This window comes from Mesorhizobium sp. B2-4-14 (assembly GCF_006442155.1).
Taxonomy (GTDB): Bacteria; Pseudomonadota; Alphaproteobacteria; order Rhizobiales; family Rhizobiaceae; genus Mesorhizobium.
Window position 1 is genome coordinate 1 of record NZ_VFVA01000052.1, and the last position, 26,706, is coordinate 26,706.

Sequence of the window (26,706 nt, forward strand, 5' to 3'; positions counted from 1 at the left end):
GCCAGTCATGAATCAAACTCCTGCTCTTGTGACAGAAGCCAAACAAAATGAAGCTTACTTTTGTTCCAGGGGACTAGGTCTGTACCGAGCCGACGGCGGTGACGTTGTAGGTATGTTCGCCGACAAGCGCGCCGACGATATGGATAGGATCGATATCGTAGGCGGCCGCCACCTGCTTGATGTGCGCCACCAGTTTCTTCTCGTGCTTCAGCAGCGCGACGATCTTCTCGTATTTTCCGGGTAGGTGGTCTTGAAGGCGCGCGTTCGCGTCGCGGATGCATCCGGGATTGGCGGTTGCGTTTCGGAGCGATTGCCGGATGGAACGACGACCAGCCCGCCGGCATGCGCCGTCTCCACCATGAGCGCGCCACTCCAGGAGAGGGCCGCGAGCAGGAGGACCAGGAGAAATCGCTGCAACGCAATCATCGGGCGCCTTTTTTGGGCTCTCGGGGAACGTCGCCGGAGACGCCGCATACTGCTCTCAACAGCCACATCATGGCGCTGTCAAGGCTTGGGCCGCCATTGACGGCGGATGTCTGAAACGGGTCACAGGTTTGGTAAAAAACTTGATTCAAACTTTATTGGTAATTTCTCGTTCATAACTGAGCCTGGTTGTCCGTCGGCCGTCGCCTTCGGTCTGTTGCGTTTCGAGTACAGGTCCAGATGCGGTTACCAGGCGTCATCAGTTTCGTGATCGCATCACTGTGCCTTGCCGGCTGCTCGTCGACATCGGGCATGGATGCGCTCGACGTGCAGAAGCCGTCGAACGAGACCACCAGTTCGGTGGTGCGGCCAAGCGCGCCGATCGCATCCGTCCCCGTCACCAAGGTCAACAATGCGCGCAAGCGCACTGAGCCCGCGCCCGTGGACGACACTGTTCGCCCCTTTGGCCTTGCGGAGGAGGAAACGGTGGCGTTTCCGGCGCCCGAATTGCCCGACAGCGTCGATCCGCCGGTCGAGCCGGCAGCCCTGGTCTCGCCTCCGAAACTTTTGTCGCGGGCAGCCCCGCCCATGCTTGCCGGGCCGATCACGCGCTATGGCTTTCGCGATGCCAAACCGATCAATTTCGGCCGCTCCTCGCCCCGGCATCTTGCCGTGCACGGGGTCGACGTGTCGCGCTGGCAAGGGAATGTGAACTGGGAAAAGCTGCGCGCCCAGGGCGCCAACTTCGCCTACATCAAGGCGACCGATGGCGGCGACCATCTTGATCCGATGTTCACCAGGAACTGGCGCGGCGCCGACGCGGCCGGGCTGAAGCGCGGCGCCTACCACTTCTTCTACTGGTGCCGAACCGCCGGCGAGCAGGCCGACTGGTTTATCCGCAACGTGCCGAAGGTCGAAGGCGCCTTGCCGCCGGTGATCGATGTCGAGTGGAACGGCGACTCCAGCTGCCAGCGGCGGCCGTCGCGCGAAAAGGTCCTGGAGAAGATGCAGGTGTTCATGGACAAGCTGGAGCGTCACTATGGCCAGCGTCCGATCATCTACACCGCGCCGGATTTCTATCGCGACAATCTGCAGGGCGCCTTTCTCGACTATCCGTTCTGGCTGCGCGCGGTGGCGAGACATCCGTCAAAGGTCTATCGCGACCGCAAGTGGCTGTTCTGGCAATATTCCGGCTCCGGCCTGTCGCATGGCGTCACCGGCCGCATCGACCTCAACGTTTTCCATGGCGACGAGCGTCAATGGCGCGCCTGGGCCGGCGGTCGGCAGATGATGGCGGACGCGGAGTAGGGTTCGCGTCGCCGTTCATTCCCGTTCCGGCCAGCTATTGGAACTGGTTGCTCCCGCCATTCCTTTCCTCGCTCAGCCGCAGCTTCATCCTCAAGCTCATGATCTCGGCAATCGCGGCATCGATCATGGTGAGAAGCGTAAGCGTGTCGTGCTGGGTTGGATCGGCTCTGACATAGGCGAGCTGATTCACGATATCGGTGTCGTCGGATTCGTCGCTCATGCGCATCGTCCCGGCTGTTGTCTTTCGGGATTTCTCGGTCCGATCGGATCGATCGTCAAATTGCTCCTTTATCACTTCCTCGTGTGGATGGTCTTCGCGTTTCGTTCGGCCTTAGCGTGTCTGAGGGATAATTCTTGTTCCGGCCCGATAACTGGATATCAAGGCGGCTTGATCGGATCGCGCCGCCCGACATCGACCAGGTTCAACTCGGCCAGAAGGCGGTTCTTCGCCTTTCCGCTTCAATCAGCGCACCACGCCGAAATCAACGGAAAGGTGTCTCGCATCTCAGCTGATCTGACGATGAACGAGCGCCGGCGAGATTTGTCTTCTAGCTGATTAGGCCGAGCTTCTCGCGCAGCTGCAACCATGGGGCGCTACCTACAGCGCGCTCTTGCGACGCCGACCCTTCCGCTCGGCCGTCATTTCGGGTGCAGGCTCGATGATGTCGCCAGCCACGACGGCGCGCGTGCGCTGCAGCATTGCGGGGATTTCCCGAGCAGGGAGCGGCCGACTGAGCAGGAAACCCTGTGCCTCGGTGCAGCCTTCTCTTCGTACCCGCTCGAGCTGTTCCGCTGTCTCGACCCCTTCGGCGGTGGTCTGTATCCCGAGGCTGTTGCCAAGGCTCGTGACGGCCCGGATGATGGCAACCGAGCTGTCGACGTCATCGGCATCCCTGACGAAGGACTGGTCGATCTTGATCTTGTCGAACGGGAAAGAGCGCAGGTAGCTCAAGCTCGAGTATCCCGTTCCGAAGTCGTCCATCGCAATATGCACCCCAAGTATGTGGATCTGCTGCAGCAGCGCGAGAGTCGCCGGGCTGTTGGCCAGCAGCACCGTCTCGGTGATCTCAAGCTCAAGCTGACTCGCGGGCAGCCCCGAGGCATCCAGTGCCTCGACGATCGTCGAAAGCAAGCGCGTGCTGCGAAACTGCGTCGGCGACAGGTTGACGGCAACCTTGATGCCTTTGGGCCAGCCTGCTGCGTCGAGACACGCTTGCTTGATCACCCAGTCGCCGATCGGGACGATGAGGCCGATCTCCTCGGCCAGGGGAATGAACTCTGCCGGAGAGACGATGCCACGCTTCGGGTGATGCCAGCGCAGCAGCGCTTCGAAGCAGCTGACCTCGCCGCGGCCGATATTGAGGAGCGGTTGGTAATAGATCTCGAACTGCTCCCGTCCCACCGCCTCGCGCAGATCGAGTTCGAGAAACCGCCGCGCCTGCATGCGGGCATCCATTTCCGGCTCGAAGAACCTATATGTTCTGCGTCCGTCCGCCTTTGCCCGGTAGAGCGCCATGTCGCCGTTCTTGAGCAGCTCGTCGGCGTTCTCGCCATCGTCCGGCGCAATCGAAATGCCGACGCTGGCGCTGATCATAACCCCGTGTCCATCGACGATGTAAGGCGCGCTCAGCGCGTCTATGACCCTTTGAGCAAGGGCAGTGGCCTCGACCGGCTGATCGGTCCCCTTTTGAATGATCACGAACTCGTCGCCACCGAGCCTGGCTACCGTGTCGCCTTCACGGAGGACGCGCCTCAGCCTGGCGGCGACCTCCTTCAGCAGGGCGTCACCAATCGGATGCCCCAGCGTGTCGTTGACCGTTTTGAAATGATCGAGATCAAGGCAAAGGACGGCGACCTTGCCGTTCTGCCGGCTCATCTCGATCAGAGCTTCCTCGGCGCGTTCGTGGAACAATGTACGGTTCGGAAGATCGGTAAGCCCGTCGTGGCGGGCCATGTGCGAGATGCGGGCCTCGCTACGCCGCAAGTCGGTCACGTCGTGGTGCGTGGCAAGCCATCCGCCGCCTGGCAGCGGCTGGTGGATGAGGTCGATTGTGCGCCCGTCCCGGAGTTCGACGAGGCTCACGACGCGCTCGGCACGGTCGATCGTCGCCGAGAGTTCTTCCAGATATCTTTCCGGCTCCAGGCCGACATAGAGCCCCGCGGCGATCCGGAACTGCTTCAAATCGGCCCAATGCGAGCCTGGACGGGTCAGGGTCTCCGGCAAGTGATAGAGGTCAGCGTAGGTCTGGTTGCAAAAAACCAGCCGCCGCTCGGCATCGAACATGCACAGACCCACCGGCATGTTTGCTGCCGCTGCGGCCAGATGCTGCCGTTCCAGCTCCGCCTCGCGGGCCAAGGCATCACTGCGCTCCAGGCTGGCACGGTAGCCGGCAAAGGCCGAGAACAACACCCCAATCTCGTCCCGGCGATCCCTTTTGGGTGCAACGAGGGTTGAGCGACGGTCACCCAGTGTTAGGCGATGCATCGCCTCGCTCACCGTGAGGATCGGCTTGCTGACATTGTGTCGAATCCAGGCGACAAGCCCGCCGAGGCACACGGCAGCAAAGGCAATCGCGGCCCAGGTCAGCCGCTGCGCGATGGTGTAGGTGCGATCCGCCATGGCTGCGACAGCGGTGCTGCGCTGATTGGTGAGGGCCAGCAAGCCGTCCAGCCGCTGCGCCGCCTCGGCGACGGTTGGCAGCGATACCGTCTCGAACTCCTTAAGGGCCTTTGTTCGCCCCTCTGTTTCCAGGAGCGGGAAAATGGATGTCAGGGAGTCTTGATAGGCCGTCCACAGATAAACGAACTGATCGAACAGTTCCTGCTCGGCGCGCGATCCGGCGCTTCTACGGTAGGCACGCCGACCCCTCAGAATCTCGTCGCTCTCCCTCGCCATCTCGTCATCGATGCGCAGCAGCTGTCGGGTATCGTCGGTGCGCATGCGCAGCGTCGCATAGAGCTGATGTTCCGCGAGATTGCGCTTCATCTCCTCCACGACCTGGACCTGCGGCAACCAAACGCCTGTGATCTCACCTGTGATTTCATTGAGAGATCGCAGCTGACCCACCCCAAATAGCCCTACTGCCATGACGCACAACAACGCCAGACCAAAGCCCAGCGAGAGCTTGGTCCTGACGCTAACATCCTTCAATGGCTTCAGGTAAAACATTGGTGTAATTAGACCAATCCCGCGCCATACGATGATTACGCGGGAAGTTTAGAGCGCTTTTCGTAATATAGCGCCAAACGTATTAAGGTTGAATTAAGATGGGCCTTAGCGATATTATCCGCTTACAGCAGGTAAAAGCAGCTCAGCTACTTTCTTCAACTATCGAGGGCGTCGAGCGCAGGCTTTCCTGCCAGATCTCGCGATCGTGGACGAGGCGGAAAGGACAATGCTTTCCTGTTGCTTCGAGGTTTGCGCCCAATAACCGAGAGAATACAAAGAGATGCAGGATGGCGCGCAATTGCGAGATGAGCGTATTCCCAGCGTTGCCGGAGCCTTTCCCATTGCCCTGGCTGGGTTGTCCAGTTTGAGATCGCGACATTGGTCGGCTGGACCCACAAGAGGAACACGATCAGTCCGCACCCGATCAGCGCCGCGGAGACCAGTGCGCCTAAGGCCGCCCGGCGTTTCGTTCGCAGCAACAGGACAGCGAGTATTGCGTCAAGGATGATCTTTGCGGTGATGGGCGGGCCGAACAGCGCCCAGCCGAGCTACATTTGCTGTGCGCCGAAATAGGCTGCCCGATCCATCGCGAGCTTGTGCGGCATCTCTAAAAGATGCGCGCCGCTCGGGATGAGCAGGATGGCTCCCACCCAAAGCGAGATAAGGACCATTGCTCTCATCGTCGACCTCCGATCGCGGCCAGCTTGCTACCTGACATTCCGCGCTAACGATCGATTTCTCCAAACACGATGTCGAGCGAGCCGATGATTGCCGACACGTCGGCGATCATGTGGCCTCTGGACAGGAAATCCATCGCCTGCAGGTGGGCAAAGGATGGGGCCCGAATTTTGCATCGATACGGGACATTGCCGCCATCTGAAATCAGATAGACGCCGAACTCGCCCTTTGGTGCTTCGACAGCCGCATATACCTCTCCAGTGGGGACACGGATGCCTTCGGTGTAGAGTTTGAAATGGTGGATAGTCGCTTCCATGGAGCGCTTCATTTCGGAACGGTTTGGCGGCGTGATCTTTTGATTGGGTATCGCGACTGGTCCTTGGCCCGCCGGCAGCCGTAACTTTTCCAAACACTGCTTGATGATCCGGACGGATTGGCGCATTTCCTCCATTCGAACCAGATAGCGGTCGTAGCAATCCCCGTTCTTGCCGACGGGAATGTCGAAATCCATCTCGGGATAGCATTCGTAGGGCTGGGCCTTGCGCAAATCCCAGGCGGCTCCGGAACCGCGCACCATCACGCCTGAAAAGCCCCATGCCCAGGCGTCGTCAAGACCGATCGTTCCGATGTCAACGTTTCGCTGCTTGAAAATCCGGTTGCCAGTCAGCAGTTCATCGAGATTGTCGCAGACCTTGAGGAAAGGGTCACAAAAATTCCAAATGTCGTCGAGAAGTCCCGGTGGCAGATCCTGATGCACGCCGCCAACCCTGAAATAGTTGGCGTGCATCCGGGCGCCGGAAGCACGCTCGTAGAAGACCATCAGCTTCTCACGCTCGGCGAAGCCCCACAGCGGCGGCGTCAGAGCGCCGATGTCCATTGCTTGCGTCGTGACGTTGAGGAGGTGCGACAGCAGCCGCCCGATTTCGCAGAAAAGGACGCGAATGAGCTGCCCGCGTCGCGGGACCGATATCTGGAGCAATTTCTCAGCCGCAAGGCAGAAGGCGTGCTCCTGATTCATCGGGGCGACATAGTCGAGCCGATCAAAGTAGGGGAGTGCCTGAAGATAGTTCTTGTGCTCGATCAGTTTTTCCGTGCCGCGGTGCAGCAGTCCGATATGCGGATCGACTCGCTCGACCACTTCGCCGTCGAGTTCGAGCACAAGCCGCAGGACGCCATGCGCTGCCGGGTGTTGCGGCCCAAAGTTGATGGTGAAATTACGAACCTTCGCTTCAGTCACGGAGCCCTCGGCGTTCAGGATTAGCCGCTCAATTGGCGTGACGATTTCTGGAAGTACGAACTGAAACGGGAAGAACGCTTGGGGGTTCCATGGATTTGCGTCTGTGGAGTGATCCCTGTGGCGCATTCAACTCATGGGAAGCATTTAACGACTGGGATGCGCACGGAGACCATATTGAGGAAATCGAGGATTGGATCTGGCCTCGCGATATCTCGGTAGAACTGCCCGCCAGGCTCCGGGGAAGCAGAGGGTTGTCCGTGACGTGTCCCATTCGCTCCGGTCAGGTCTTCCGCGCACGCGTTTCGGCGGCCTTCCGTGCCGCGGCCGAACGACCGGACGGGCCCTTCGTCTCGCCTGCCTTCTTCGCCGCAGCCGAGCGTTCTTCTGCCGTCCGGTGTGATGCCGCGCGCTTGGTCTGCCGTGAGAGAGCCTCATGCGATGTCGTGTTCTTCGGTTCGTGTTCGAGGACCTCGGACACAGCCTTCGAGACCTTCGGGCGGCGCTTCGGCGTGCGCTCGCCCTGGCCGACTTCATAGGCGTATTCGGCGCTCTTGCGCGTGCTCTCCTTGACCTTGCCTTTCTTGGGCGGCGGCAGATCAACACCAGCGCGACGTGCTTCCGATAGGCCGATGGCGATCGCCTGCTTGGTCGAGCGCGCGCCATGCTCGCCGCGCCGGACCTTTTCGATCTCCTCATGAACGAACTCACCAGCCTGGGTGCTCGGCGACTTGCCTTGGCGCTTGTCCTTTCGCGCCTTCTCGATGGTCTTTTTGTCTGGCATTGCATTGCTCCTTCCTGGCAACCGTTCGAAAAGTGGCGGTGCGTCGCCATCAAGACCGCTGGATCACGCACGCCGCGCCATTTGGGTTGGGTTTTCCACCATGTGCCGCCGGGCGCGGGTGAAATCGGCAATGTCGAGCATGACCCGGTCCTCAGTACGGCTGGCTATGGAGGCCGCCGAGCGCGAAATGCCTGTCAGCGCCTGCCCTGCCGACCCGTCCTCGACGTTCACGGCCACGTCGCCCAGTCTCCCTGTTTTTCGGATCGAAAAAAACGGAGCGGTAACCCTTCAGGCAATTCGCCGGCCCGCTAAGTCCAAAGAACGACCCGACAGTGCGAAGAGTTCCTGCGTCGGAACGATGATGGATGCGACACGTTCGCCCAGAAGTCTTGCACGCGGTTCGCAAAGGAGACTGGCGGAGACGGAGATGCGTATGCCACCTTGGCGAGTATCGCGAACAACCTCGCCGCCGTTATCCTGTTCCGGTTGGTTGCAACGGGGTTCCTCCTGTTCGGCACACTGTTCTGGCCGCAGCGCTAAGCCCGTATGGTGATCCTTCCGTCTGTCGATCACACGACGACCGCAGGAATTGAACGAGCCCTTTCGCGCATCAATCTTCCAGACCGATTTGGCCGCACGCTTCTCACCCGTGTCGGCAAGCTGGAACTGCGGGTTCCGCAGGACCGGCAGGGGCGCTTCGGTTCCCTGGGCATTTGCTGGGGAAGGAACTAGAGCCCGAAAGAGAAAACCCAAGGGTTGGTTTCGTACCCCAGGCGCGGCTTGGGCTTGCTTGTGTCGGTCTGTGATGAAATGGCGGTGCCGGTTGCCGTACAATCCAATTTTGCTGCCTTTACCGCCTTGATCGACAGACCAGCACATGCATTGGCAGTGACCTTCGCCTTCTTTTCGTGCGCCACGGCGGCACTTGACGCGGCAAGGACAATAGCCGCGCACGCGATAGCAGTTTTCATTAAAATCTCCTATTTTAGGAAAAACTAATGAAAAGTTAACGTAACGTCAGATAGGCGTCAACGGATAGATCGACCCCGGCGGTGCCATCAAGTCCGCGGTCGGTGCACGTGATTTCGGGAACCGAATTGTGCCCCACTCGGTACAACTCGACCCGAGAGCCCTTGGGGCCTCCCAAAGCTTCAGTGCGCCAGATGCGGAGGGGAGGCGGCCCGGCTGCCGGGGGTTTTTCCTTTGGGGGACCAGCAGCCGAGCCATGCCGGAGTTCCTCCCGGCTGATCTGATCATGCCCCTATATTAGCAAGAACGCAAATGCGATTTGGAATCTGAAATGAGCGCTCCGGGAGGCGCCAGCGCGCGCCAGAGGCTTCGGCGATGTAGGACAGCGGCGGCGGGAAACGCATACAGGCGGGGCTGCTACGCTTGCAAATCCGTAAGATAGGTCTTCATCGCCCGATGCGGCATACCAGCTTCCTCGAACGCGTCGCCATAGGCTACGAAGCCGAGCTTCTCGTAGAACGAGATCTTGTCCGCCTGGGACGTGAGATAAAAGCGGTTCTCGCCACGCGACCGCGCGATCTTCATCCCCGCCTGCATCATCCGCGAGGCAATGCCCTTGCCCCGTGCATGGCGCAGCACGGCGACACGGCCGAACTTGGCGTGTTCGGGCAGGAAGACAATCCGCAGCGTGCCGACGACATCGCCGCCGTCGATGGCGACAAGGTGGATGGCCTCGGCGTCATAGGCATCCCGTTCCACCGTCTCGGGCACGTTCTGTTCGACAATGAACACCTTGCGCCGGACTTCGAGTGCGAGGGCACCTAGGTCAGAGGCAATGGAGACGGGGAGGATCGTGAGATCGGACATGGTGAAGTTCAACCATTGGAACGCGAATACGATCGCAGCCGGGATTCGGGATCAGCCCGCGATAGCGGGCCTTAGAGCGATTCCAAAAGTCGATCGCGAACCAAGGACCAAGTTCGCTGCCATCTTGGCGGCAAACGCGCTGTACGGGCTTCCCTGCCTCTTCTGAGGGGTTTTCAAGGCGCTGGCAAGATCATCGAAAGCGATGCAGGTTGAACCACTGTTTTCCCTCGCAGACAATCAGTCATAGATGATCTGGCTGCGCGATCCGTCCAACGTCATGAAGCCGATGTGCCGCCGATCCTGATAGAACTCGCACGAGGCGACCGACCGATGGGGGGCATGCGCCTTGTTGCGGATTTCAAATTCGATCGTCACCTTCAGCGGATCAACTTGCTCCGTGACGCTGATGCGCCTGTAGCTCTCGTGACTCTCACCATGCAGTTCGAAAAACCGCAGAAAGTTCTCACACCGTGCGATCGGAGTCAGCGCCGGCTCCGAGGCTGCCGGCGAAAGCATCAATGCGTAGGCGCACAACGCGGCCAGGATCGCGGTCATTTCCTCAACCTAACGCCGGCGCCGCCGTCGACCATCTGTCCGTCTTCGAGGAAGATAACGCCCGCTTCACGGAGAGCGCGTTCCAGGACTTCCAGTGTGGCGTTGCGCGGGTTAGACATTCCGGTCTCGAAATTCTGGAGCGTCGCAATGCCGACCTTGGCCGTGTCGGCGAGGTTCTGCTGCGTCCATGATACGAGCGCCCGAGCGGCGCGGCACTGCGTCATCAATTCGATCATCCCCCTTCGATCATCCCCATAGATACCTTCGTGCAAGGCGTTGGTCGCGTCGAGGGGCTTTCGAAAAACCTCTGTCGCGTTTCGCACTTCGCCAACCAGCGCGGTTTCGACGGCAGCCAGGAATGCGTCTGCGTTGCCAAGTTCATCTTGACGTTCGAAACGATGCTGGCGACGTCGGCGGCGACGGTAAAGCACACCGAGATCAGCGATGAAGAGTTTTTCGGCCCGACTGGCGGGGCGACAGTCAATTAACTCGAAGACCGGCTATTTTTTGGCCCGGCGACTTCGGCTTCCGGATCTTTTGCATTCAACGGAACGAGATGCCGGGAAGCCGGTTAACTAGATATGCCAATCAAGGTCAAAGAACCTCCGGCGAGGCCGGACCCGAAGAAGCCACCTGTTCGTCGTCCCGACGAGGAAGAATCGCCACAACCCAAACATGTCGATCCACCGCCGCGAGATGTGCGAGAGGCACCAGTACCAAATCCCAACGGCGATAAGAAATCCTAAGCGTTCCGCAAGCAAAAAAGGGCTCGGCTGCTTCGGGGGGAATGCTATGTCTGTGGCGGAAAAGTCACGCAACTCGAATATCCAGCACTTCAACTGGCGCGAGCTTATTATCCAGCTAAGCGAGGCGTATCGTTGTCCGCGGGTAAAAGGGGACACTCCTCCCGAACTAGCGCCCGCTGCGGAATAAGGTGGTGGGCGTTTTCTTTACCCCGAAAGGGCCCGGCGGCCACCGGCTTGCCAGGCCTTTCTTGTGCTTTGCAGGCTTGCGAGCATCACTTATGCGATTGCTGGAAGCCGGCCACGTCGTATTGAGATACGCTCTTCGGGTTCTTTGAGTTCTGCGGCTGCTCGCCGGCATAGTGTGTTCCCGCATTCCCATCGGGATTGAAGGCAGAACCCGGGGCAGAGCTGACGTGGCCAGGGGTGGTGCTACCTGTTTCAGAGGTGCCGATCGTTTGGCTGGGCTGACCAGTCGTGCCTGTTACGGTATGGACGTTGGCAGCCAAAGCCGTGCTGGCGGAGGCTATGAACAAGCCGGCGATCATTGGCGTGAGGAGATGCTTCATGGTGTTCTCCTTTGCGTTTCAGGAAGGCGCTCGGGGTTGAGAGCACCCGCATGAAGCGCGAACGCTTTTCGGGCCCGCTTTTATTCCGGTGGCTTCGGCTTCCGGGCCTTTTTTTGTTGGATGATTCTCGGCCCATATTGGCCAAATCTTGGACAGAGGCCGGTAAAAATTCACTAAGTGCTTGATTTTGTGGTACGCCCAAGGGGAATCGAACCCCTGTTACCGCCGTGAAAGGGCTGGCTTTCCGGGTTTCTTCGTTCACGGCCATTCGCAGAAATCCAGTAATTACAAGGTTTTCGTTCTCTTCCGTTCATCGCTGTACGGGGGCATATATTCGACGTATATTCGACGTGTTTTCGAAAAATCGAAAGGCGGGAACATGGCGAAGACCCTCAAGGAAGCAACGATCACCACTGCGAATGCTCGTTCCAGGCTCGGTGCTGGTGAATATCCGAGGCGCCTCGATGCTGAGGCAGCGGTCTGGTATCGCAAGGGCAAGCGGGGCGGAGTCTGGTTTGCCCGATGGCGCAACTGGGGACCAGGCGCGAACTACAAGCAAGCGCAGGTAGGCCCTGCCAATGACCTCAACGACAAGCCGACGGAAGGTCTGTTCACGTTCCCGCAGGCGGAGGCGCGGGCTCGCCAAATTGTCGATCAGGCGCGCAAGGATGCCAAGGCCGCAGCCGATGGGCCAGTGCTTACGGTGCGACTGGCTGTCGAAGCTTATATTTTCGACCGCGATGCGCGCGAGAGCAGAAGGGGTGGTCGCACGATCCGTTCGGATGCTAGCAGGCGGCTCAGCCGGTACATCCTTGGCCAGGAGAAGCGTGGCAAACAGAAAGCAATTCCAGCAGAACCGCTGGCGGACGTGGCGCTGCACGCCTTGAAAGAAAGCGACCTCCTAGAGTGGCGCGACCGCTTGCCGGCGACGCTGAAGGTGACGGCAAAGCAGCGCACCATCAATGACCTGAAAGCGGCGCTCAACGGCGCCTATGCCGCGCACCGTCGCCGGCTGGAACCTACCTTGCCAGCCGTCATTAAGCACGGCTTGAAGGCCCAGCAGAGCGACGACGATGACGCCGTTCCGCTGGCGCGTGACAATCAGATCCTCAGTGATGCCCAGGTGGGCGCGCTGCTTGCCGCGGCGCGGGAGATTGACGACGAACAGGATTGGGACGGCGATTTGTTCCGATTTGTTGTAGTCCTTGCGGCGACCGGCGCGCGCTTCTCGCAGGTCGCACGCACGAAGGTCGGTGATGTGCAGCGGAGCCAGGGACGGGTGATGGTGCCAGTGAGCCGGAAGGGCAGAGGCGGCAAGAGCGGCAGCATTCCCGTTGCGATCGGCAAGGACGTGCTAGACGCGCTGCTGCCAACGGTCACGGGCAGGAAGAACGACGCTCCGTTACTGGAGCGCTGGCGGTACAAGCAGGTTGCGGGCGGAATTCGGTGGGTTCGTGATGGGCGCGGTCCCTGGCACTCGCCTAGCGAACTACATCGGCCGTGGCACGACATCAGGGAACGGGCGAAGATGGTCGACGTGATCCCATACGCGCTGCGCCATTCCTCGATCGTGCGTGGCATCCGCGCCAATCTGCCGATTCGGCTGGTTGCGGCCCTGCACGATACGTCGGTGCCGATGATCGAGAGGCATTACGGAAAATGGATCGTTGACGGGCTCGAGGAACTGGCGGCTCGGGCGGTGGTCCCGCTGGTCCCGGTCCGGGACGGCAATGTCGTTCGGCTTGGAGTGGGGTCGTGAAGGATTCCACGACCGAGCCTATCGACTGGGACGACGTCGAAGATTGGTGGAAAAAACTGATGCTGGTTTGCGATCGCCATCGCATTGAGTTGACCCCCGACGGGGATGTGCCCTGGGAGCATCTGGCCATAGCGCTTCTTTTGCGGCACGAGCCAAGTTTTCGTCCACCCAAGCGCGGCAAGGTTGGACGGCCGCGAGACTGGAGAAAGGATATCGCGCTGATCCTCGATGCCGACCGCGTCATTGGTGAACGGCGCTGTTCCGACAGCGGGGCCATTCACATCATGACAACGTCGCCACGGTTCGCGAGACGATGGAATGGCGAAAATGAGCGGACCCTGCGAAATAGGCTGAGCGCCGCGCGCAAGGATGAAAAACTCGCAATCATCATACAGAAGGCGCGCGAGGAAGCCCGCGACCGTGGGTTTGGTGATCTTTGGGGACTGATGAACAAGGAATATCGGTTCGCTGAGCAGAAGCGCCAGTAGGCGAAAACAGAGCTGATCAAGAAGCGCGGCATGACACCGAAGAAGACTATTGCGGCCGGCCAGCAGATCGAAGGCGAGACGTCAGACGAGGCGAAGGCTGGAGACAAGGAGCCGAAGGCCGCAAGCCAGCCGCCCAAGCCCCCCGCGCCTCCGAAGCCAGAAGTGGCAGAGGATGAATTGACGACCGCGGATCTGGAAGCGATCCGCCAGGCAAGGGCGATGTTTCAATAGGCGAAAAAAACATCAGGGAAATTCCGCCCTTAAATTCCGTGACTCCGTTGCCAGACTTTTTTCAGGTGCTTCGCTCCAACCTTGCTCCACGTTAACAACCCGAGGAGCATTTTCATGAACACCAACAAACTTGGTTTCTCCATCGAGGAAGCCGTCGAATTTTCCGGCATCGGCCGCACGCGGATTTTTTCAGCGATCAATGCTGGGCAACTTGTCGCCCGAAAATTCGGCCGGCGCACGGTCATTTTGCGTCAAGACCTGGAAGCGTTCCTTCGTGCGCTGCCCGCCCGAGCGCCGAAAGAGCTTCCCGCCAATACAATCCGGGCAAGCGCCTTTTTGAGCAGTAAGGAATTTCTCGGTCAAGAGGCGATTGATGAGCAGAAATGAGCAGGTCTTAGATTCATCCGCCGTCATCGACGTAGCCGCCCAATGGCTGGTCGAGACACCGCGCGCGCAGCGTTCGCGACCGGTCATCGTCGAGCTGCGCGAGCGGTTCGGCCTCAGCGCCATCGATGCCGGCGCGGCTATCCGCGAGGCGAACGTTATCCGGGCGAGGTCGGCATGACGGCTTTCGTCACTCTGGCCGAGGTCGAACGTGCCCTGCTGCACGACAAGCCCCGACGGCGTATCATCATTCCCGATGTTCTCCCGGCCGGCCCTTGTCTGCTCTACGGCCCCAGCGGCGCCGGAAAGACAGGCATAGCGGTCAGAACGGCGGCGACGGTAGCCGCGGATCTGCAGTGGGCTGGCAAGTCGGTCAACCAGGGCAGCGTCCTGTATGTGGCGGGCGAGGATATCGAAGGCGCCAAAATTCGGCTGGTGGCCGCCGCCCGCGATCTCGACCTTCAACCCGCCGCGCTGCCAGTCGGGATCATGGAGGCGCCACCCGAGGGGCTTGGTACCAACGCGGCCCGTCTCGCCGTGTTGGCCGCAGCTAAAGACCTGAAAGAGGAATGGGGCCACCCTGTCGTACTCATCATCGTCGACACGCTGGCGGCCAGCTTCGGGCCGAAGAGCCAGGACGACGCCTCGGCAGCTTCCGAGTATATGAGCAGCGCCGACAAGATCGCTCGCAAGATGGAATGCGCCTTCCTAATTGTCCACCACACCGGTAAGGATCAGCGCAATGGCATGCGCGGCAGCCAGGTGTTTTTCGACCGTGCCGACGCGATTATCCGCGTTGGCAAAGGAAAATTGGGCACCACCTTCGGCAAAGTCGAGAAAATGCGCAACGGGCCGGGTGGCGCTCGGTTCAGCTTTGATATAGCCGGGATCAATGTCGAAACCGCTGGCGGAATAATTTCGGGCCAGGTTGTCCGGAATTTGAATGCTTGCGAACCGGTCGAGCCTGAAAGTAGGGAGGCAGGAAAAGACCGGCGTGAGCAAACCGACGCGGCGGTGGCGCTGGTCATCTTGCAACGCCTCGCCGTGAATGGCGAAGCGTCGAAGAATGCTTGGCAAAACGCCTGCTTCGACGCGTGGGCAGACAAACCTTCGAGCAATGCCCGTTCACGAGCTTTCAGCACCGCAGTCCGCAAGATGCAGGCTGAGGGATCAATCACCATCAACGGCGACATCGTGAGCATGAGCGTGAGCAGAAATCCTGCTCACAACGAAGCTCATACCTAGCAGCCTGGAATCGTGAGCTGAGCGTGAGCACCGCCCCCTTATAGGGGGTACGCTCATGCACTCACGGGCCGGACGAAGCTCGTCTTCGAGGGAAAAAGGAACAGGCATGGAAAAGCTAGGTAGCGGCATTGCGGGAGAGATCGACGGCTAGGTCGACAGGACGAACGTCCTGCTCGGGGTGCAGGGGTCGAAGACCCCGCCGAGGACCATGGCGCCGCCGCTCACGCTCATACCGGACGAAGGGCTAAACATGGGGTGAGGGCACAGGGTGATTTCTTCAACGATGAGATCGTGGCCTTCCCGTTTGACCGCGGTCGAGTGGAGGTGATCCATGCGGCGAAGTTCCTTGATCTCGTGCAAGGCGTCTGTGCCGAACGCGGATGGAGTCGCAAAGCACTGGCGCATTTCGGTCATCTGTTAAGACCAGGAGACGCCGGGCGGTCAGACTATTCTCATTCGCTGTCGATTACACTGGCTGAAGTTGCGAGATTTGCCGGTGATCTGTTCCGGAGCGAGCGTCGCGCTCTTGCAGCCCTGCAACTGCCTAGAAGAGCCTGGAACGACTTCTTCGTGGTCTTCTGCCCGCCCTTCGGCGAGACGAAGAGCTCCTTCGAAGTTCTCGCTTAGCTAGCCGAGGGCTGAAGAAATCTGTGAAGGCGGACACGCAGGCGGCAAGAGTCTTTCGGCAGAGTTGACCTAGTCCGATTTGCCGCCCGAATGTCGACCCTTATCACCTAAATGCATGCTTAGATTTGTATGAAGTTCGCACACTATTTCGAGAAATCGGAGGCTGGCATGGGCGGCCGAGGGTCGGGAAATCGCTGGCGAACTGGACCCCGCCAGAAGTGCGAGGACCTGCTGGATCTTCGCATATCGGATTTGCGCAAGTACGAGCTGCTGAAGCCGGGGCGCCGAGGGAACCTGGGGTGGACCGTCAACGGCCGGTCTGTCGGTTCGATTGGCATCTTCGCGAACGAAGGCTATCTGGAGCTGACCTACCGCCATCAAGGTCCGTCCCAGCATTGGCGGGACGTGCACGAGCTAATCGCGCTTGATTTTACGGAACAGCATTTTGGCGGCGAGCGGCATTGGTTCGTCTGTCCTGCCTGCGACCGAAAGTGTGCCGTTCTATATGGTGGCGAGCACTTCCGCTGCCGCCGGTGTCAGCATCTTGTTTATAGCTCTCAGAGCAAAGTGCCACATCTTCGGTCTCTCTCAAAGGCGCAGAAGCTGCGACAAAGGCTAGGAGGGTCTGCGAACATGATGCGGCCCTTTCCGGACAAGCCACGCGGAATGCACTGGAGCAGATACCTTCAGCTCTACGCAGATGGGATGGCACTTGAACAAGCGATCCTGAATGGCGTCGCGGGCCGCGCATCCCTGCGCGCCCACGTAGACGCGCGCCGTCGATAGAATGAGCCGCTCCCGAACTGAGGAACATTTCGGTATTATGGCGCAAACGCCACGGGACGCCGGCAAGGGCTAAGCCCACATGTCAGCGGTGCTGACATGACAGGGCTTCTGGTAACGTTTCTCTTGGCGGCAGGCTCAGGTGGCGTCTTCAGTCACCATGTCCAAGAATCTGATTTCGCGATCAGTGAAAGTGGCCGGTTTGCCGTCGAAAGGCTCATGGCCAATTCTGAAGATTTCTCGGATGCCGGACGTATAGCGAGCGCGGCCACCCGTTGGGAGACTGTAATAAACACAGTACGCCACTATCGGTCGAAGACGATTTTCTTCATCTTCAGCCATCCCGGCCGAGATATCATCCCTGCTTGCGGTGAGAGACCACTTTTTCGGGCGGGGGACCGCAGGAAACAATGTTTGGCCAAACATGTTCGCGACCATGTATCTAGCGCTGTCTTCCATTTTGTTTCTCCACTCGATTGCCCTGATAGTGGAAACAAAAAATTCGACGTAAGCTTCGGTCCTGATAGCCGGCGACCGGCCATGATTGGTGATCGTCACATCCAATTTGATGCTGCAACCATCGGCGGTAAAAACCAGTGGGCGGAGAATCTGAAGTTCTACCCCGACCCAAGGCCGGTCGTTCAACACCATAGTCCGTTCGGCAACTTCGGCGGACCTGTTAGCAGCCTTGGCAGCGTCTTCCGCGACTTTGATGGAAGCTTGCATGTCGATGGATTGCTGCGCGGCGTTCGCCTTGATGAGAACCATCTGATCGTCGCCAGCCTTCCACAACTTGTCCGTGGAACTCCGGAGCATGTACGTGAAAACAGCCAGCAGGGCGGTGAAGACGACCAGAAAGAAGCCCTCATGGGCGTCAACGAACTCGACAAAGCGAAGCATGCCGGCGAGCGCGGAGTCGGCGAATTGCTCTATCTGCTTGCCGCTCTGCTCTACTTCTTTATCCCCTTCGCCGGCATTCGTTTGGCTGGCTGGGGGCGAGACCGATTTGGGCGCGTTATTTTCGTTTGGTGGTGCGTTCTGACCTTGGGTGGTCCCTTGTTGCTGGCTATCGTTCGATGAAGCTGATCCCGCTTGGGCTACTATTACCCCAAGCGTGACCAGGACGAGAACCGCAATGATCCCCCTAAACTTCCCCAAGCTGCCCTCAGAAGTCTAGATTTCTTCTAGTGTTACGCTTTCTCGACCAATAGCGGCAAGCGAGGCAAGGAAGAAATGCGCGGACATGGTTGCCCGCGCAAGCTTGTTGGCAATGCTGGCCTTTGTCTCGCCAGGGTACGATCCTCGTCCGCGAACCGGCTGTATCCGACCACATCTGCAGCCAGAATAGCGGCTAGCTTACGATTCTCGCTCATAGAGCCGTCTCCTGGTCTCCACGATAGCAGGAAGACAGAGGACAAGAGCGAACTTTCGCTTCTGCTCAGAGCGATCTTGGTGGGATGAAATTGGCCTGGTTTACGGACGCAGCCCCACTGGCGGACATACGATAAGCTTTACGAAAAGGGAGTGGCACTGGAGAAGGCGACGCTGCGTGCTTTCGGAGAGATAGCCGGCAAGCTGTGTGCCGTCAGTCGTAGAAGCGGGAGGACCAGCGTCCGCCGGTGAAGGACCGTACGTCCCTCTTACGAGGTCAGGCGAGCCTCACAACTGTGATCCCGAGCTTCTCGGCCAGGGAACATGTGTACCAGGTTCCGCCGCCGCCCGGGAACCCGCGGACCAGATCGGGCTTACCCTCGCGCAGCATCCTTTCGTTGCGGATCAACGCGGCATGTCTGCCTTCGCCCTTCAAGTCGGCAGGAAACACCAGCAGTTCAATCCCTCTCGCACGCGCCCACTCGCCAGCGATGCGATCTACACCCTTCGCGTCGCCCTCGATAACGATGTCGAAGTTGTACTGCGCGTGCAGGCGATCAAGCTCTGCGTTGACGAAAGCGACGTCTGTGAAATTTCGACCGCCGCACACAAGTACCTTCAGATTCGCCCCCTTTGCCGGACACGTCGATAGACATATGGTTGTTCTTTAGTTTCGGTTGTCGATATTTACTTCGTGCCGCTGGCGAGGAAGGGTATCCGCCTGGGAACTAGTCCGGTAAAGGCCGATACTTCCCGCCGCGGTACCACGCCCCCATGGGCCCCGCATCCTCACAAGCTTGATGCAGCGAGGTCTGGTCACGCCGGTCCCGACGCTGCGCCGCAAGCCCGGCGCCGACGCTTCCGCCTTGTCGGCGACCGTTGGGCTACATCGCCCAGAGCGCCAACGCTTGCTCCGCCAATGCACGATCCTCCCGGATCCGGAGGACCGCTTGCCGGGACAGGCCCGCTGCCTTTGCTATAGCCGAGGCTCCGGCGCCGCTGTCGAGCATTGCGGTAACGATCTCGAAGGCCTTGCGATCATAACTCGGCTTGCGACCACGATACTTCTTCTGTTCACCGGCTTTGGCAGCGGCAATGCCGGCCCGCTGGGCTTCTCTGGTAGCCGTGGCCTGCGCTTCAGCCGTGGCTGCCATGAACGCGATCAGAGCGTCCCTGACTGCCTGCTGGATCGGATCTTTTGTGGCGCCGTCGAATACCATGGAGTTGATGACAGTCTTGATAACGACGCCGTCGCGCATGAAATGCCGGATGCTGTCGGATACGTCCCGGTAATCGCGGCCTAGCCGATCGACCCAGCGCACGACTAGTGTGTCGCCGGGGCGGAGGATGTCAAATAGGCGCTTGCCCTGGGGTCGCTCCGCCAGCTTGGTAGAAACGCCCGACACGCCGTTGTCGGTTATGACTTTGTCGATTTTGTACCCGGCCTGCTCCGCCTGTGCGCGTTGATGGTCCGCAGTCTGATCGAGGGTCGAGACACGAGCGTAGAGGATGGTCTTGGTCACGGACGGTGCTCCTGTCCATTAGGATAATGTCCGTTGCCTACACCGTCCGTTGATTGAAATCAACCCTAACGGACTTGAGAAAAGGAGTAGGTAGACTTTCCGCTAGGCTATACCTCAGCGGACATTGCTGCGGTTTTCTTCCTCCTGGGATTTCGATAGCGGCCAGGAACGCAACGCTCCGGCGATGTTCTGCTGTGCGAGACGAGCACGATGCTGCTGTCCTTGCCCATGATCGGCAGCAATTCCTGGACGAGGAAGAACGGCGCGCGGACGTTGATCGCAAAGAGCCTGTCGAAGTCCTCGACCGTGGTCTCCTCGATGGCCGCCGCCTTCGAGATTCCGGCATTGGCGATCAGAATGTCCAGCCGGTCACCTACCACAGCGCTGACCTGCTTGGCGAGCTTGTGCGCACCGTCCGGCATGGAGAGATCAGCAGCAACCGCGTCGCCGCGTCCGCCGACCTTGCGGATTTCGTCGACGACGGCTTCGGCCTCTTTCGCGCCGCTGCTGTAGTGGACCAGAACCTGCGCGCCCATTCGGGCTAGCGCCAGCGCACTGGCCCGGCCCAGCCCGCGCGAGGCGCCGGTAACAAGGGCGGTCTTTCCTGAAAGCCGGGTCATTGTCGTCTTCGTTGTTGGATTTGTCTGTGCGGACATAGTCACCTCCTGCACTCCGTCACGCGGCCCTGTTCCTCAAGAAACATCGAGATTGCCTCGGGCGGAAGCCAATACCCCGCCCATTGAACAGGTCCGGAGCCGAGCAACTCCTAATCCTTCAGCGGCTCGACGGCCTCTAGCTGGCGCATGACTTCAAATGGATCGAACCCAACTACCTTCGCCAGGTCGAGAAACTCAATGAGATCGACGCGACGATCGCCATTTTCTATGTTGGCTATGAAAGGTTGATGGCGATCGAGAGCTTTGGCGACAGCTGCCTGCGTCAATCCTGCCAGCTTTCGCTTCTCGGTCAGCAACTCAGCAAGTCGCCGATGGCGGTCCGAATGCAGGGTTTTGGCCATCCGCTCGTCGAGCAAATTTCTCTTCGACGTTGCGGTAATCCGAATTTCATATTATCCAAAAACTGGATATCCTCTCGACGCAAGTTGAAGTAATGGGCGTTGTAAACTGAGGCAAACGCAATGCCGACTGCGCTCGCCGCTCGGTCTCGCCCTGTAGCGTGCCTCTGCATTGACCTTGCCGTAACGCGGAGAGTGTTTCATGCGCAGCGGATTTAATTTGTTCACAAAGGGACCGAACCGATGACCGGGCGCACGCGCGATCGCATCATCGAGGCGAGCGTCATCATCGGCGCCTTTCTGGCGATCTGGGCCCATGCGGAATTCTCGCCGTACCAGCGCTGCATCCGCGGCCACATGCGCGACCGCGCGTTCCTCGCTGAAGTGGCAGGGTCGCCATACGGATCGCGCTACCACGCCGAGCGCATCTGTGAATTTCTCATCGACTAGTGGACACGCTGATGAAAACTTTGGTCCTTGCTCTTGTTGCCGCATTCCTAGCTGCCGGCGCTTCCGACCGAGCATTTGCGGGGTGTGCCAATTATGTCGATGGCTCACTTGATGGACCGCCACCCCAGGCCACCATCTGCGTCGGGGGCACTTGTGAAAAAACAACCGTCGACTTTGATTGCGCCAATATTCATGGGTCCCAAAAGGGTTACGCAAACGGGTGGAGAGTGTACGTTGACGCGGACCGTAAGCCCGCTGTCGTCCACGTTTTCCGTCCCGTGCGCGTCCCAGAATCAGACCTCGGCAAAATTACCTGTGAGGGAGACTGCTTCACACTTCCGAGATGATTCGTGCTCGCTCAAGACGTGTTTGTATTTCTGGGACCAGTGTCGTGGGTTGCGGCTTTTTGCGGCCAGGAGTTCAATCGAACAGCACCAGCAATCCTCGATCGGTAGATGAGCGGCCCTAGGCCCCGAACAGCGCGAAAGTTAAACCGATGCCCCGTCTGACTCCACAGCAAAGGATTGCATTGGCTCGAACGCTCGAGATCCGCGCTGCGACGGGCGAAGGACTGAGCTCAGAGAAAAGGGTAGAGCTTCGCCTCGCGGCTAAGAACCTGCTCGCGTTGAACGCCGTGGAGGAGCGCAGGAACCAGTCGAAGTCCCCGGCCGAAGGAGTCGCGCGAACATTCGACCAAGCTGCAGAGCAACGCTGGTCGGAGGACCTGCGCGAGGAGCTCGGCTATCGTCATATGATACACTTAGCCGACGTGTTCGAAGGATGGGCATTCGACAGCCGCATAACGCCTGAACGCACAGCCGAGCTTGCGGGATGGGCAGAGTCGATGCGCGCATTGGCGGAGGAAGTTGGGTCGACATGGGATCCCCCAAGACCAGCGGGTGCACTCTCCGTTGTCGGATTTATCGGTCGGATGATGGACGAGTAGAGTAATAGGTCAAATTTTGGACCTTCGGCGCCTACGCGTCAGGTGGCAGAGGTTCCATGGCTGCTTTGCGCCCAATCTCAGCCGTAGAGGTCAGCTTTGCTGCTTCCCGAAAGCAGACCTTGCGGCAACTAGGTCGCTGTTGCGCCAATTACAGACACTTGGGCTCGACATGTCCAAGGTCTTGATTGGGCCGGAGGGGAACAATGGGAATCCGGTTTGCAATGCCTGGGTTGCCCTACGCTAACTGAACACGGCTACTCTGGTCGCGAATTTGTGCTAATCTGCCATTTTGCTGGGGGCTCGCGTTGTGAGCGAGACGCGAAAACTGGCCGCGATCCTTTGTTCGGATGTGGTCGGCTACAGCCGGCTCGCCGGCGCAGACGAAGATCGCATCCTGGCACGGCTGCGAAGCCTGCGAAGCGACCTGATCGATCCGACAATTGCAGTCCATCACGGTCGCGTTGTCAAACGCACCGGCGACGGCGCGATCGTGGAGTTCCGCAGCATCGTCGACGCAGTGCGCTGCGCCATCGAAGTCCAGAATGCCATGGTCGAGCGTAACGCCGGCGTGGCAGAGGATCGCCGCATCGTTTTCCGGATCGGCATTCATGTGGGCGATGTCGTCGAGGAGAGCGACGGCGACCTGATGGGCGACGGTGTCAACATCGCCGCGCGCTTGCAGGGCGTCGCTGCGCCGGGCTCGATCTGTCTGTCTGAGGACGCCTACCGCCAGGTGAAGGGGCGGCTGGAAGTCGCCGTCACCGATCTCGGCCCCACCCAACTGAAGAACATCGCGGAGCCGGTCAGAGTCTATTCGCTGGAAGTGGGCAAGCCGGCGCTAGCCAAGTCTGCGCCAGCGACGAAACCTGCAGATCAAACGAAGTCGGTGATTGGCCAAGTCACGCTGGCTCTCCCGCCCGTTCTGCCCGATTCGAGGGCGGCGGGCAAAGGCATCGCCCCCCACCGACCGCGCTCATGGCACATCCCGGCGGTTGCGGGAGCTTTGATATTCGCCCTCTGCCTTGCGTCCGGTTGGTGGTGGATCTCGAAGCCAATTACCCAGCCGGACGAGTCGGCGGCCGATGCAGCTGTCGACGCCCGACCTTCGATTGTTGTGCTTCCATTCGACAACCTGAACGACGACAAGGAGCAGGAGTACCTTGCAAATGGGTTCACTGAGGACCTGACAACTGAGTTGGCGCGTGTACCCGGCCTATTCGTCATCTCGCGCAACGCAGCCTCCGCTTACAAAGGCAAGGAGACGATCCCCGCGGAGATCGTTGCAGCGTTGGGGGTTCGGTACCTCCTTGAGGGATCGATTCGCCGCGTCGGCGACGACTTGCGCATTAACGCGCAGCTCATTGATGGCTCGACTGGTGGGCACTTCTGGGCGGAGCGCTTCGATGGCCAGTGGGCTGACGTGTTCGCGCTGCAGGACAAAGTAGTCGGCAGGATCGCAGGCGCGCTCGAGCTTCGTCTCGTCAACGGACCACAGGCGGGCCGAGCTGGCGGGACAAGCAATCCGGCCGCCTATGATGCTTACCTGCGGTCATTGGACATTTCCAATCGCGACAACACGGCAGATGCATTTGCCGCCGCGGTGCAAAATCTGAAGCACGCCGTGCAACTCGACCCGAATTTTGGCGCTGCGTATGCGAAGCTCGCCCTGTTGTATTGGGAGGCGGGCCTCACCCGCGCCGTGATGATGGGTCTTTCGCATGACGAGGCTCGTAATAAGATGTACGAAGCCCTCGAGGCGGCGGCCAAGCATCCTTCGCCAGGTTATTATCAACTCGTCGCGGAGCTGATGGTCCGCGAGCGCAACTCGGACGAAGCGGTCTCCGTTCTCTTGAAGTCGGTAGCGCTCGATCCCAGTGATTCTCAGAACTATCTCTCGCTCGCCAATGCGTTGAATTTCAACGGCAGGCCGAACGACGCGCTGACCTATCTCAATGCGGCCGCGCGCGTCGACCCGAACTCGTCCATGGACTACCGGCACTATCAGGCCGGGTTAGCCGCGTTCGGCCAGGAAAAATTCGAGGATGCGGTTCGCGAGATCGAGTCGATGGACCTTGCATCGGCCGAACCTTGGACCAAACTCTTTGCCCTGCAGATCCTTGCTTCCGCATATGCGCACCTGGGGCGCATCGAGAAGGCTGCCTCGGCTGTGGAACAGCTTAAGGTGATTGTTGCTAAGTTAATTGGAGACGAACCAAACCTGTTAGCTACCCAAGACTACATGGTGTTCAAGAACACCGCCGATATTGAACGCATTTTGGTTGGCTTGACCCGAGCAGGCATGCACGATCTTCCGCTTTCATGGGGCATGGATCCGAAGAACCGGCTTACCGGTGCGGAAATAAGATCTTCCATATTCGGACACGAGATCCGCGGAAAGACGGTATATCCCGACTTTCGGCCCATGCAGCTCACGACCTCGAGCGAGGGCCCCGTCCGCGAAATCGTTGGCGAGACGACGCGCGTCGGGACTGCGTGGGTGCAAGGCGATTTTTTGTGCAAGGCCTTTCCAAGGGACCTGACAAGCTGCGGGGCGATATTTCGCAATTCATTTAGAACACCGGGCCGCCAAGACGAATACGAGGCGGTCTACGGCGCTCCCGGCTGGGAAAAGGACGAGTTTTCCGTAGTCAGATGACGTCCTCCAAGCTTCTCTGACTCTGTTCGGTTGTTGGCGCAAACGCCACGTTCGTGTCGCCGGCACGATCGCCGTAAAGAGCCGCCTTAACGAAGGAGCGAACTGCTTAGCCTTATTCAGCGCGCGGCGTATCTATGACCCAGGTAGCGTGTGGCTAAACGGGCAGATTTGACCCTTTGCCGTCCTTCCCACGAGTACGAGTGAAGGTCGGAAAGTGGCGCAGAGCAGTCCACGCTCTGCTTGACGCGAAGGTCGGCTTTCTAGCCGCATCATCCCGGAAGCGGAAGTTCCGCTCTCGGCCGTCTGCGGCGATTTCGAGATCGGTCGATGGCTGGACTGCTTTGTGCCGACGGTCGACGCGCCATATCGTCCGAAAGAGACCGGAGTGCGTCTGACGTTAGCTTGGCCGACCGATCCACCGCACGATCTCATAGGCAGGCATCGGGCGGCGAAAACCTTTCAGCGTCAGATCACCAACCGGAGCGGATTCGGCCAGCGACTCGACAGCGCCGAGGACGCGTTGGCTGACGAGAATCTGGCGAGATTTGGCCTCCTCGCACAATCGGGCAGCATGGTTCGACACAGTGCCGATGACGGCATAGTCCGAGCGCTGATCAAAACCGATGCGCCCGATGGTTGCGTGGCCCCTGGCAATGCCGATCCCGAAGCCCAGCAAATAGTCGCGCTTGCGCCATCGCTCTGAATGCTCGTCAATCGCGTCGCGCATCGCAGCGGCCATTGAGACGGCTCTCTCGCTGTGGTCGGCGCATGGCAGCGGATCGTTGAAAACCACGACGATACCGTCGCCCACGAACCGCTCAAGAGTTCCCTCGTGGCGGACGATTTGTTCACCCAGACAGGAATGATACTCGGCAAGAACTGTCATGACTTCTTCGGGCTCGGCGGTCTCTGCGAAGGCAGTGAAGCCGCGCAAATCACAAAAGACAACGGTTACCTCGCGACGATGGCTCTGCAAGAGCGCGTCTCCGTCGCCCGCCGCAACGATGAGGTCGGCGACTTGCCCGGGCAGGAACCGCCTGAGCCGCGCCATTCGCTCGAGCTCCGTCACCTGCTCAGCCACGGTTTGCTCGAGCGAGCGGTTCCAGTCGGAAAGCTGCGCGGCCTGATCCTGTAGCAGCTGGGCCTGGCTTGAGACGGTATCGCGAAGCGCCTTCTGGCGCAGCATCGATCGCACGCGCGCCAGCAGCGCCTGGTGCTCGAAGGGCTTTGTTAGATAGTCGTCGCCGCCGGCATCCAATCCCTCGACCACGTCGCGCGTGTCGGCTTTGGCTGTAACAAGAATAACGGGGATCGATCGCAGCGATTCGTCTTGCTTGAGCAAGCGCACCACCGCGATGCCGTCGAGCTTCGGCATCATGACGTCGAGCAGGATCAGATCCGGCGTGAGTTTGCGGGCTTTCACAAGCCCCTCTTCACCATCGGCGGCGGTTGCCACTTCATAGCCATTCGCCTCGAGGCGCATTTGCAGGATCTCGAGGTTTTCCGGAGTATCGTCGACCGCGAGTATGCGAGGCGGATCGTGCAAGGCATGCCTCCCTCAAGAAAGGAACCCGCGAATCTCGGAAAGCAGCTGGCGCGGACTGAATGGCTTGGCAATGTAGCCATCGCACCCAGCAGCAAGGGCCTTCGCCTCGTCGCCCGACAACGCGTAGGAAGTGACAGCGATAATCGGAATGTGCCGGAGCGCCGGGTCGGCCTTGATGCGGCGGGCCGCTTCATACCCGTCGATCACCGGGAGCTGAATGTCCATAAGGATCAGGTCCGGCCTGTGCTCTCCGGCTGCAGCGATGCCGGCGGCGCCGTCCGCCGCCTCGATCAGTTCGTATTCGGTGGTGGCAATGAGATCGCGGATGATCTGGCGGTTGTCCTCGGTGTCTTCCACCATCAGGATTCGTTTGCTCATGCCGC

The 26,706-nt window shown here is 59.7% G+C and carries 28 protein-coding genes, 1 tRNA gene and 3 pseudogenes; 11 read left to right on the plus strand and 21 right to left on the minus strand.

Annotated features, from left to right (window positions below; genetic code table 11):
* Positions 1–76: 76 nt before the first annotated feature.
* Positions 77–360 (minus strand): annotated as a pseudogene (locus FJ938_RS27280) (DUF1402 family protein); the annotation flags it as partial.
* 303 nt (positions 361–663) lie between these two features.
* Here FJ938_RS27280 and FJ938_RS27285 point away from each other — a divergent pair.
* The gene (locus tag FJ938_RS27285) at positions 664–1,731 is read left to right on the plus strand and encodes a GH25 family lysozyme (RefSeq protein ID WP_140699345.1); all 1,068 of its coding nucleotides are present in this window, start codon (positions 664–666) and stop codon (positions 1,729–1,731) included.
* A 34-nt stretch (positions 1,732–1,765) separates the two neighbouring features.
* Here FJ938_RS27285 and FJ938_RS27290 read toward each other — a convergent pair whose 3' ends face one another.
* From FJ938_RS27290 to FJ938_RS29635, 6 genes are all read right to left on the minus strand, one after another.
* Positions 1,766–1,951 carry a hypothetical protein gene (locus tag FJ938_RS27290; RefSeq protein WP_140610167.1) on the minus strand — a complete coding sequence of 62 codons (186 nt, stop codon included), beginning with the start codon at positions 1,949–1,951 and terminating at the stop codon, positions 1,766–1,768.
* A 378-nt stretch (positions 1,952–2,329) separates the two neighbouring features.
* A complete protein-coding gene (locus FJ938_RS27300) occupies positions 2,330–4,900 on the minus strand; it encodes an EAL domain-containing protein (RefSeq protein WP_140699350.1) in 2,571 nt (856 codons plus the stop codon).
* A gap of 548 nt (positions 4,901–5,448) precedes the next feature.
* A complete protein-coding gene (locus FJ938_RS30365) occupies positions 5,449–5,580 on the minus strand; it encodes a hypothetical protein (RefSeq protein WP_281407610.1) in 132 nt (43 codons plus the stop codon).
* 44 nt (positions 5,581–5,624) lie between these two features.
* Positions 5,625–6,815: an NADH-quinone oxidoreductase subunit D gene (locus FJ938_RS27305; RefSeq protein WP_140610165.1), complete on the minus strand. Its 1,191-nt coding sequence runs from the start codon at positions 6,813–6,815 to the stop codon at positions 5,625–5,627.
* 280 nt (positions 6,816–7,095) lie between these two features.
* A complete protein-coding gene (locus FJ938_RS27310) occupies positions 7,096–7,596 on the minus strand; it encodes a DUF6496 domain-containing protein (RefSeq protein ID WP_140610164.1) in 501 nt (166 codons plus the stop codon).
* Between the two features lie 63 nt (positions 7,597–7,659).
* A complete protein-coding gene (locus FJ938_RS29635) occupies positions 7,660–7,833 on the minus strand; it encodes a hypothetical protein (protein ID WP_181165611.1) in 174 nt (57 codons plus the stop codon).
* 390 nt (positions 7,834–8,223) lie between these two features.
* Here FJ938_RS29635 and FJ938_RS27315 point away from each other — a divergent pair.
* Positions 8,224–8,295 (plus strand): annotated as a pseudogene (locus tag FJ938_RS27315) (transposase); the annotation flags it as partial.
* A gap of 29 nt (positions 8,296–8,324) precedes the next feature.
* On the opposite strand, the gene FJ938_RS27320 reads toward FJ938_RS27315, so the two are convergent.
* From FJ938_RS27320 to FJ938_RS29640, 6 genes are all read right to left on the minus strand, one after another.
* Entirely contained in the window at positions 8,325–8,567 is a 243-nt protein-coding gene (locus FJ938_RS27320) for a hypothetical protein (protein WP_140610163.1), read from the minus strand.
* Between the two features lie 415 nt (positions 8,568–8,982).
* Positions 8,983–9,432 carry a GNAT family N-acetyltransferase gene (locus FJ938_RS27325; RefSeq protein ID WP_140610162.1) on the minus strand — a complete coding sequence of 150 codons (450 nt, stop codon included), beginning with the start codon at positions 9,430–9,432 and terminating at the stop codon, positions 8,983–8,985.
* Between the two features lie 237 nt (positions 9,433–9,669).
* Positions 9,670–9,987 (minus strand): hypothetical protein, encoded by a 318-nt coding sequence (locus FJ938_RS27330; RefSeq protein ID WP_140610161.1) that lies wholly within the window; start codon positions 9,985–9,987, stop codon positions 9,670–9,672.
* Positions 9,984–10,418, minus strand: coding sequence for a helix-turn-helix transcriptional regulator (locus FJ938_RS30190; protein ID WP_246671505.1), 435 nt, complete (start codon positions 10,416–10,418; stop codon positions 9,984–9,986). Before FJ938_RS30190 ends, FJ938_RS27330 begins: the two co-directional genes overlap by 4 nt.
* Positions 10,419–11,005: 587 nt before the next feature.
* A complete protein-coding gene (locus FJ938_RS27345) occupies positions 11,006–11,299 on the minus strand; it encodes an adenylate cyclase (protein WP_140699354.1) in 294 nt (97 codons plus the stop codon).
* A gap of 190 nt (positions 11,300–11,489) precedes the next feature.
* A tRNA-Ser gene (locus tag FJ938_RS29640) sits at positions 11,490–11,616 on the minus strand.
* Positions 11,617–11,678: 62 nt separating this feature from the next.
* Here FJ938_RS29640 and FJ938_RS27350 point away from each other — a divergent pair.
* The 6 genes from FJ938_RS27350 to FJ938_RS27375 all read left to right on the plus strand — a co-directional run bounded on the left by FJ938_RS27350 (position 11,679) and on the right by FJ938_RS27375 (position 15,406).
* Positions 11,679–13,058 (plus strand): tyrosine-type recombinase/integrase, encoded by a 1,380-nt coding sequence (locus tag FJ938_RS27350; protein WP_140699355.1) that lies wholly within the window; start codon positions 11,679–11,681, stop codon positions 13,056–13,058.
* Positions 13,055–13,546, plus strand: a complete 492-nt coding sequence (locus FJ938_RS27355) for a hypothetical protein (RefSeq protein ID WP_140699356.1) — start codon at positions 13,055–13,057, stop codon at positions 13,544–13,546. The genes FJ938_RS27350 and FJ938_RS27355 overlap by 4 nt, the downstream gene beginning before the upstream one ends.
* A gap of 30 nt (positions 13,547–13,576) precedes the next feature.
* Positions 13,577–13,777 (plus strand): hypothetical protein, encoded by a 201-nt coding sequence (locus FJ938_RS27360; RefSeq protein ID WP_140699359.1) that lies wholly within the window; start codon positions 13,577–13,579, stop codon positions 13,775–13,777.
* 114 nt (positions 13,778–13,891) lie between these two features.
* A complete protein-coding gene (locus tag FJ938_RS27365) occupies positions 13,892–14,164 on the plus strand; it encodes a helix-turn-helix domain-containing protein (RefSeq protein WP_140699361.1) in 273 nt (90 codons plus the stop codon).
* Positions 14,151–14,342 (plus strand): hypothetical protein, encoded by a 192-nt coding sequence (locus tag FJ938_RS27370; protein ID WP_140699364.1) that lies wholly within the window; start codon positions 14,151–14,153, stop codon positions 14,340–14,342. Before FJ938_RS27365 ends, FJ938_RS27370 begins: the two co-directional genes overlap by 14 nt.
* Positions 14,339–15,406, plus strand: coding sequence for an AAA family ATPase (locus FJ938_RS27375; protein ID WP_140699367.1), 1,068 nt, complete (start codon positions 14,339–14,341; stop codon positions 15,404–15,406). The genes FJ938_RS27370 and FJ938_RS27375 overlap by 4 nt, the downstream gene beginning before the upstream one ends.
* Positions 15,407–15,553: 147 nt before the next feature.
* Here FJ938_RS27375 and FJ938_RS27380 read toward each other — a convergent pair whose 3' ends face one another.
* Complete coding sequence (locus tag FJ938_RS27380) at positions 15,554–15,820, minus strand: hypothetical protein (protein WP_140699370.1); 267 nt, start codon at positions 15,818–15,820, stop codon at positions 15,554–15,556.
* A gap of 1,095 nt (positions 15,821–16,915) precedes the next feature.
* Between FJ938_RS27380 and FJ938_RS27385 the strand changes: the two genes are divergently transcribed.
* Positions 16,916–17,896 (plus strand): hypothetical protein, encoded by a 981-nt coding sequence (locus tag FJ938_RS27385; protein WP_140699373.1) that lies wholly within the window; start codon positions 16,916–16,918, stop codon positions 17,894–17,896.
* A gap of 93 nt (positions 17,897–17,989) precedes the next feature.
* Here FJ938_RS27385 and FJ938_RS30475 read toward each other — a convergent pair whose 3' ends face one another.
* The 5 genes from FJ938_RS30475 to FJ938_RS27410 all read right to left on the minus strand — a co-directional run bounded on the left by FJ938_RS30475 (position 17,990) and on the right by FJ938_RS27410 (position 20,743).
* Positions 17,990–18,061 (minus strand): hypothetical protein, encoded by a 72-nt coding sequence (locus tag FJ938_RS30475; RefSeq protein WP_348642300.1) that lies wholly within the window; start codon positions 18,059–18,061, stop codon positions 17,990–17,992.
* A 403-nt stretch (positions 18,062–18,464) separates the two neighbouring features.
* Positions 18,465–18,797 (minus strand): DUF2493 domain-containing protein, encoded by a 333-nt coding sequence (locus FJ938_RS27395; RefSeq protein ID WP_181169199.1) that lies wholly within the window; start codon positions 18,795–18,797, stop codon positions 18,465–18,467.
* A gap of 274 nt (positions 18,798–19,071) precedes the next feature.
* On the minus strand, positions 19,072–19,710 hold the full coding sequence (locus FJ938_RS27400; RefSeq protein ID WP_140699382.1) for a recombinase family protein: 639 nt from the start codon (positions 19,708–19,710) through the stop codon (positions 19,072–19,074).
* A 107-nt stretch (positions 19,711–19,817) separates the two neighbouring features.
* Positions 19,818–20,366, minus strand: a complete 549-nt coding sequence (locus tag FJ938_RS27405) for an SDR family NAD(P)-dependent oxidoreductase (RefSeq protein ID WP_348642298.1) — start codon at positions 20,364–20,366, stop codon at positions 19,818–19,820.
* Positions 20,367–20,476: 110 nt separating this feature from the next.
* Positions 20,477–20,743 carry a helix-turn-helix transcriptional regulator gene (locus FJ938_RS27410; RefSeq protein ID WP_246673562.1) on the minus strand — a complete coding sequence of 89 codons (267 nt, stop codon included), beginning with the start codon at positions 20,741–20,743 and terminating at the stop codon, positions 20,477–20,479.
* Between the two features lie 225 nt (positions 20,744–20,968).
* On the opposite strand from FJ938_RS27410, the gene FJ938_RS27415 reads away from it, so the two are divergent.
* Both FJ938_RS27415 and FJ938_RS27420 read left to right on the plus strand, forming a co-directional pair.
* Complete coding sequence (locus FJ938_RS27415; RefSeq protein ID WP_140699388.1) at positions 20,969–21,175, plus strand: hypothetical protein; 207 nt, start codon at positions 20,969–20,971, stop codon at positions 21,173–21,175.
* A 1,253-nt stretch (positions 21,176–22,428) separates the two neighbouring features.
* A pseudogene (locus tag FJ938_RS27420) lies at positions 22,429–22,950 on the plus strand (adenylate/guanylate cyclase domain-containing protein); the annotation flags it as partial.
* A 2,224-nt stretch (positions 22,951–25,174) separates the two neighbouring features.
* Here the strand turns inward: FJ938_RS27420 and FJ938_RS27425 are convergent.
* A complete protein-coding gene (locus FJ938_RS27425; protein WP_140699391.1) occupies positions 25,175–26,323 on the minus strand; it encodes a response regulator in 1,149 nt (382 codons plus the stop codon).
* Positions 26,324–26,335: 12 nt separating this feature from the next.
* A partial coding sequence (locus FJ938_RS27430) for a response regulator (RefSeq protein WP_348642299.1) occupies positions 26,336–26,706 on the minus strand: 371 nt, incomplete at its 5' end.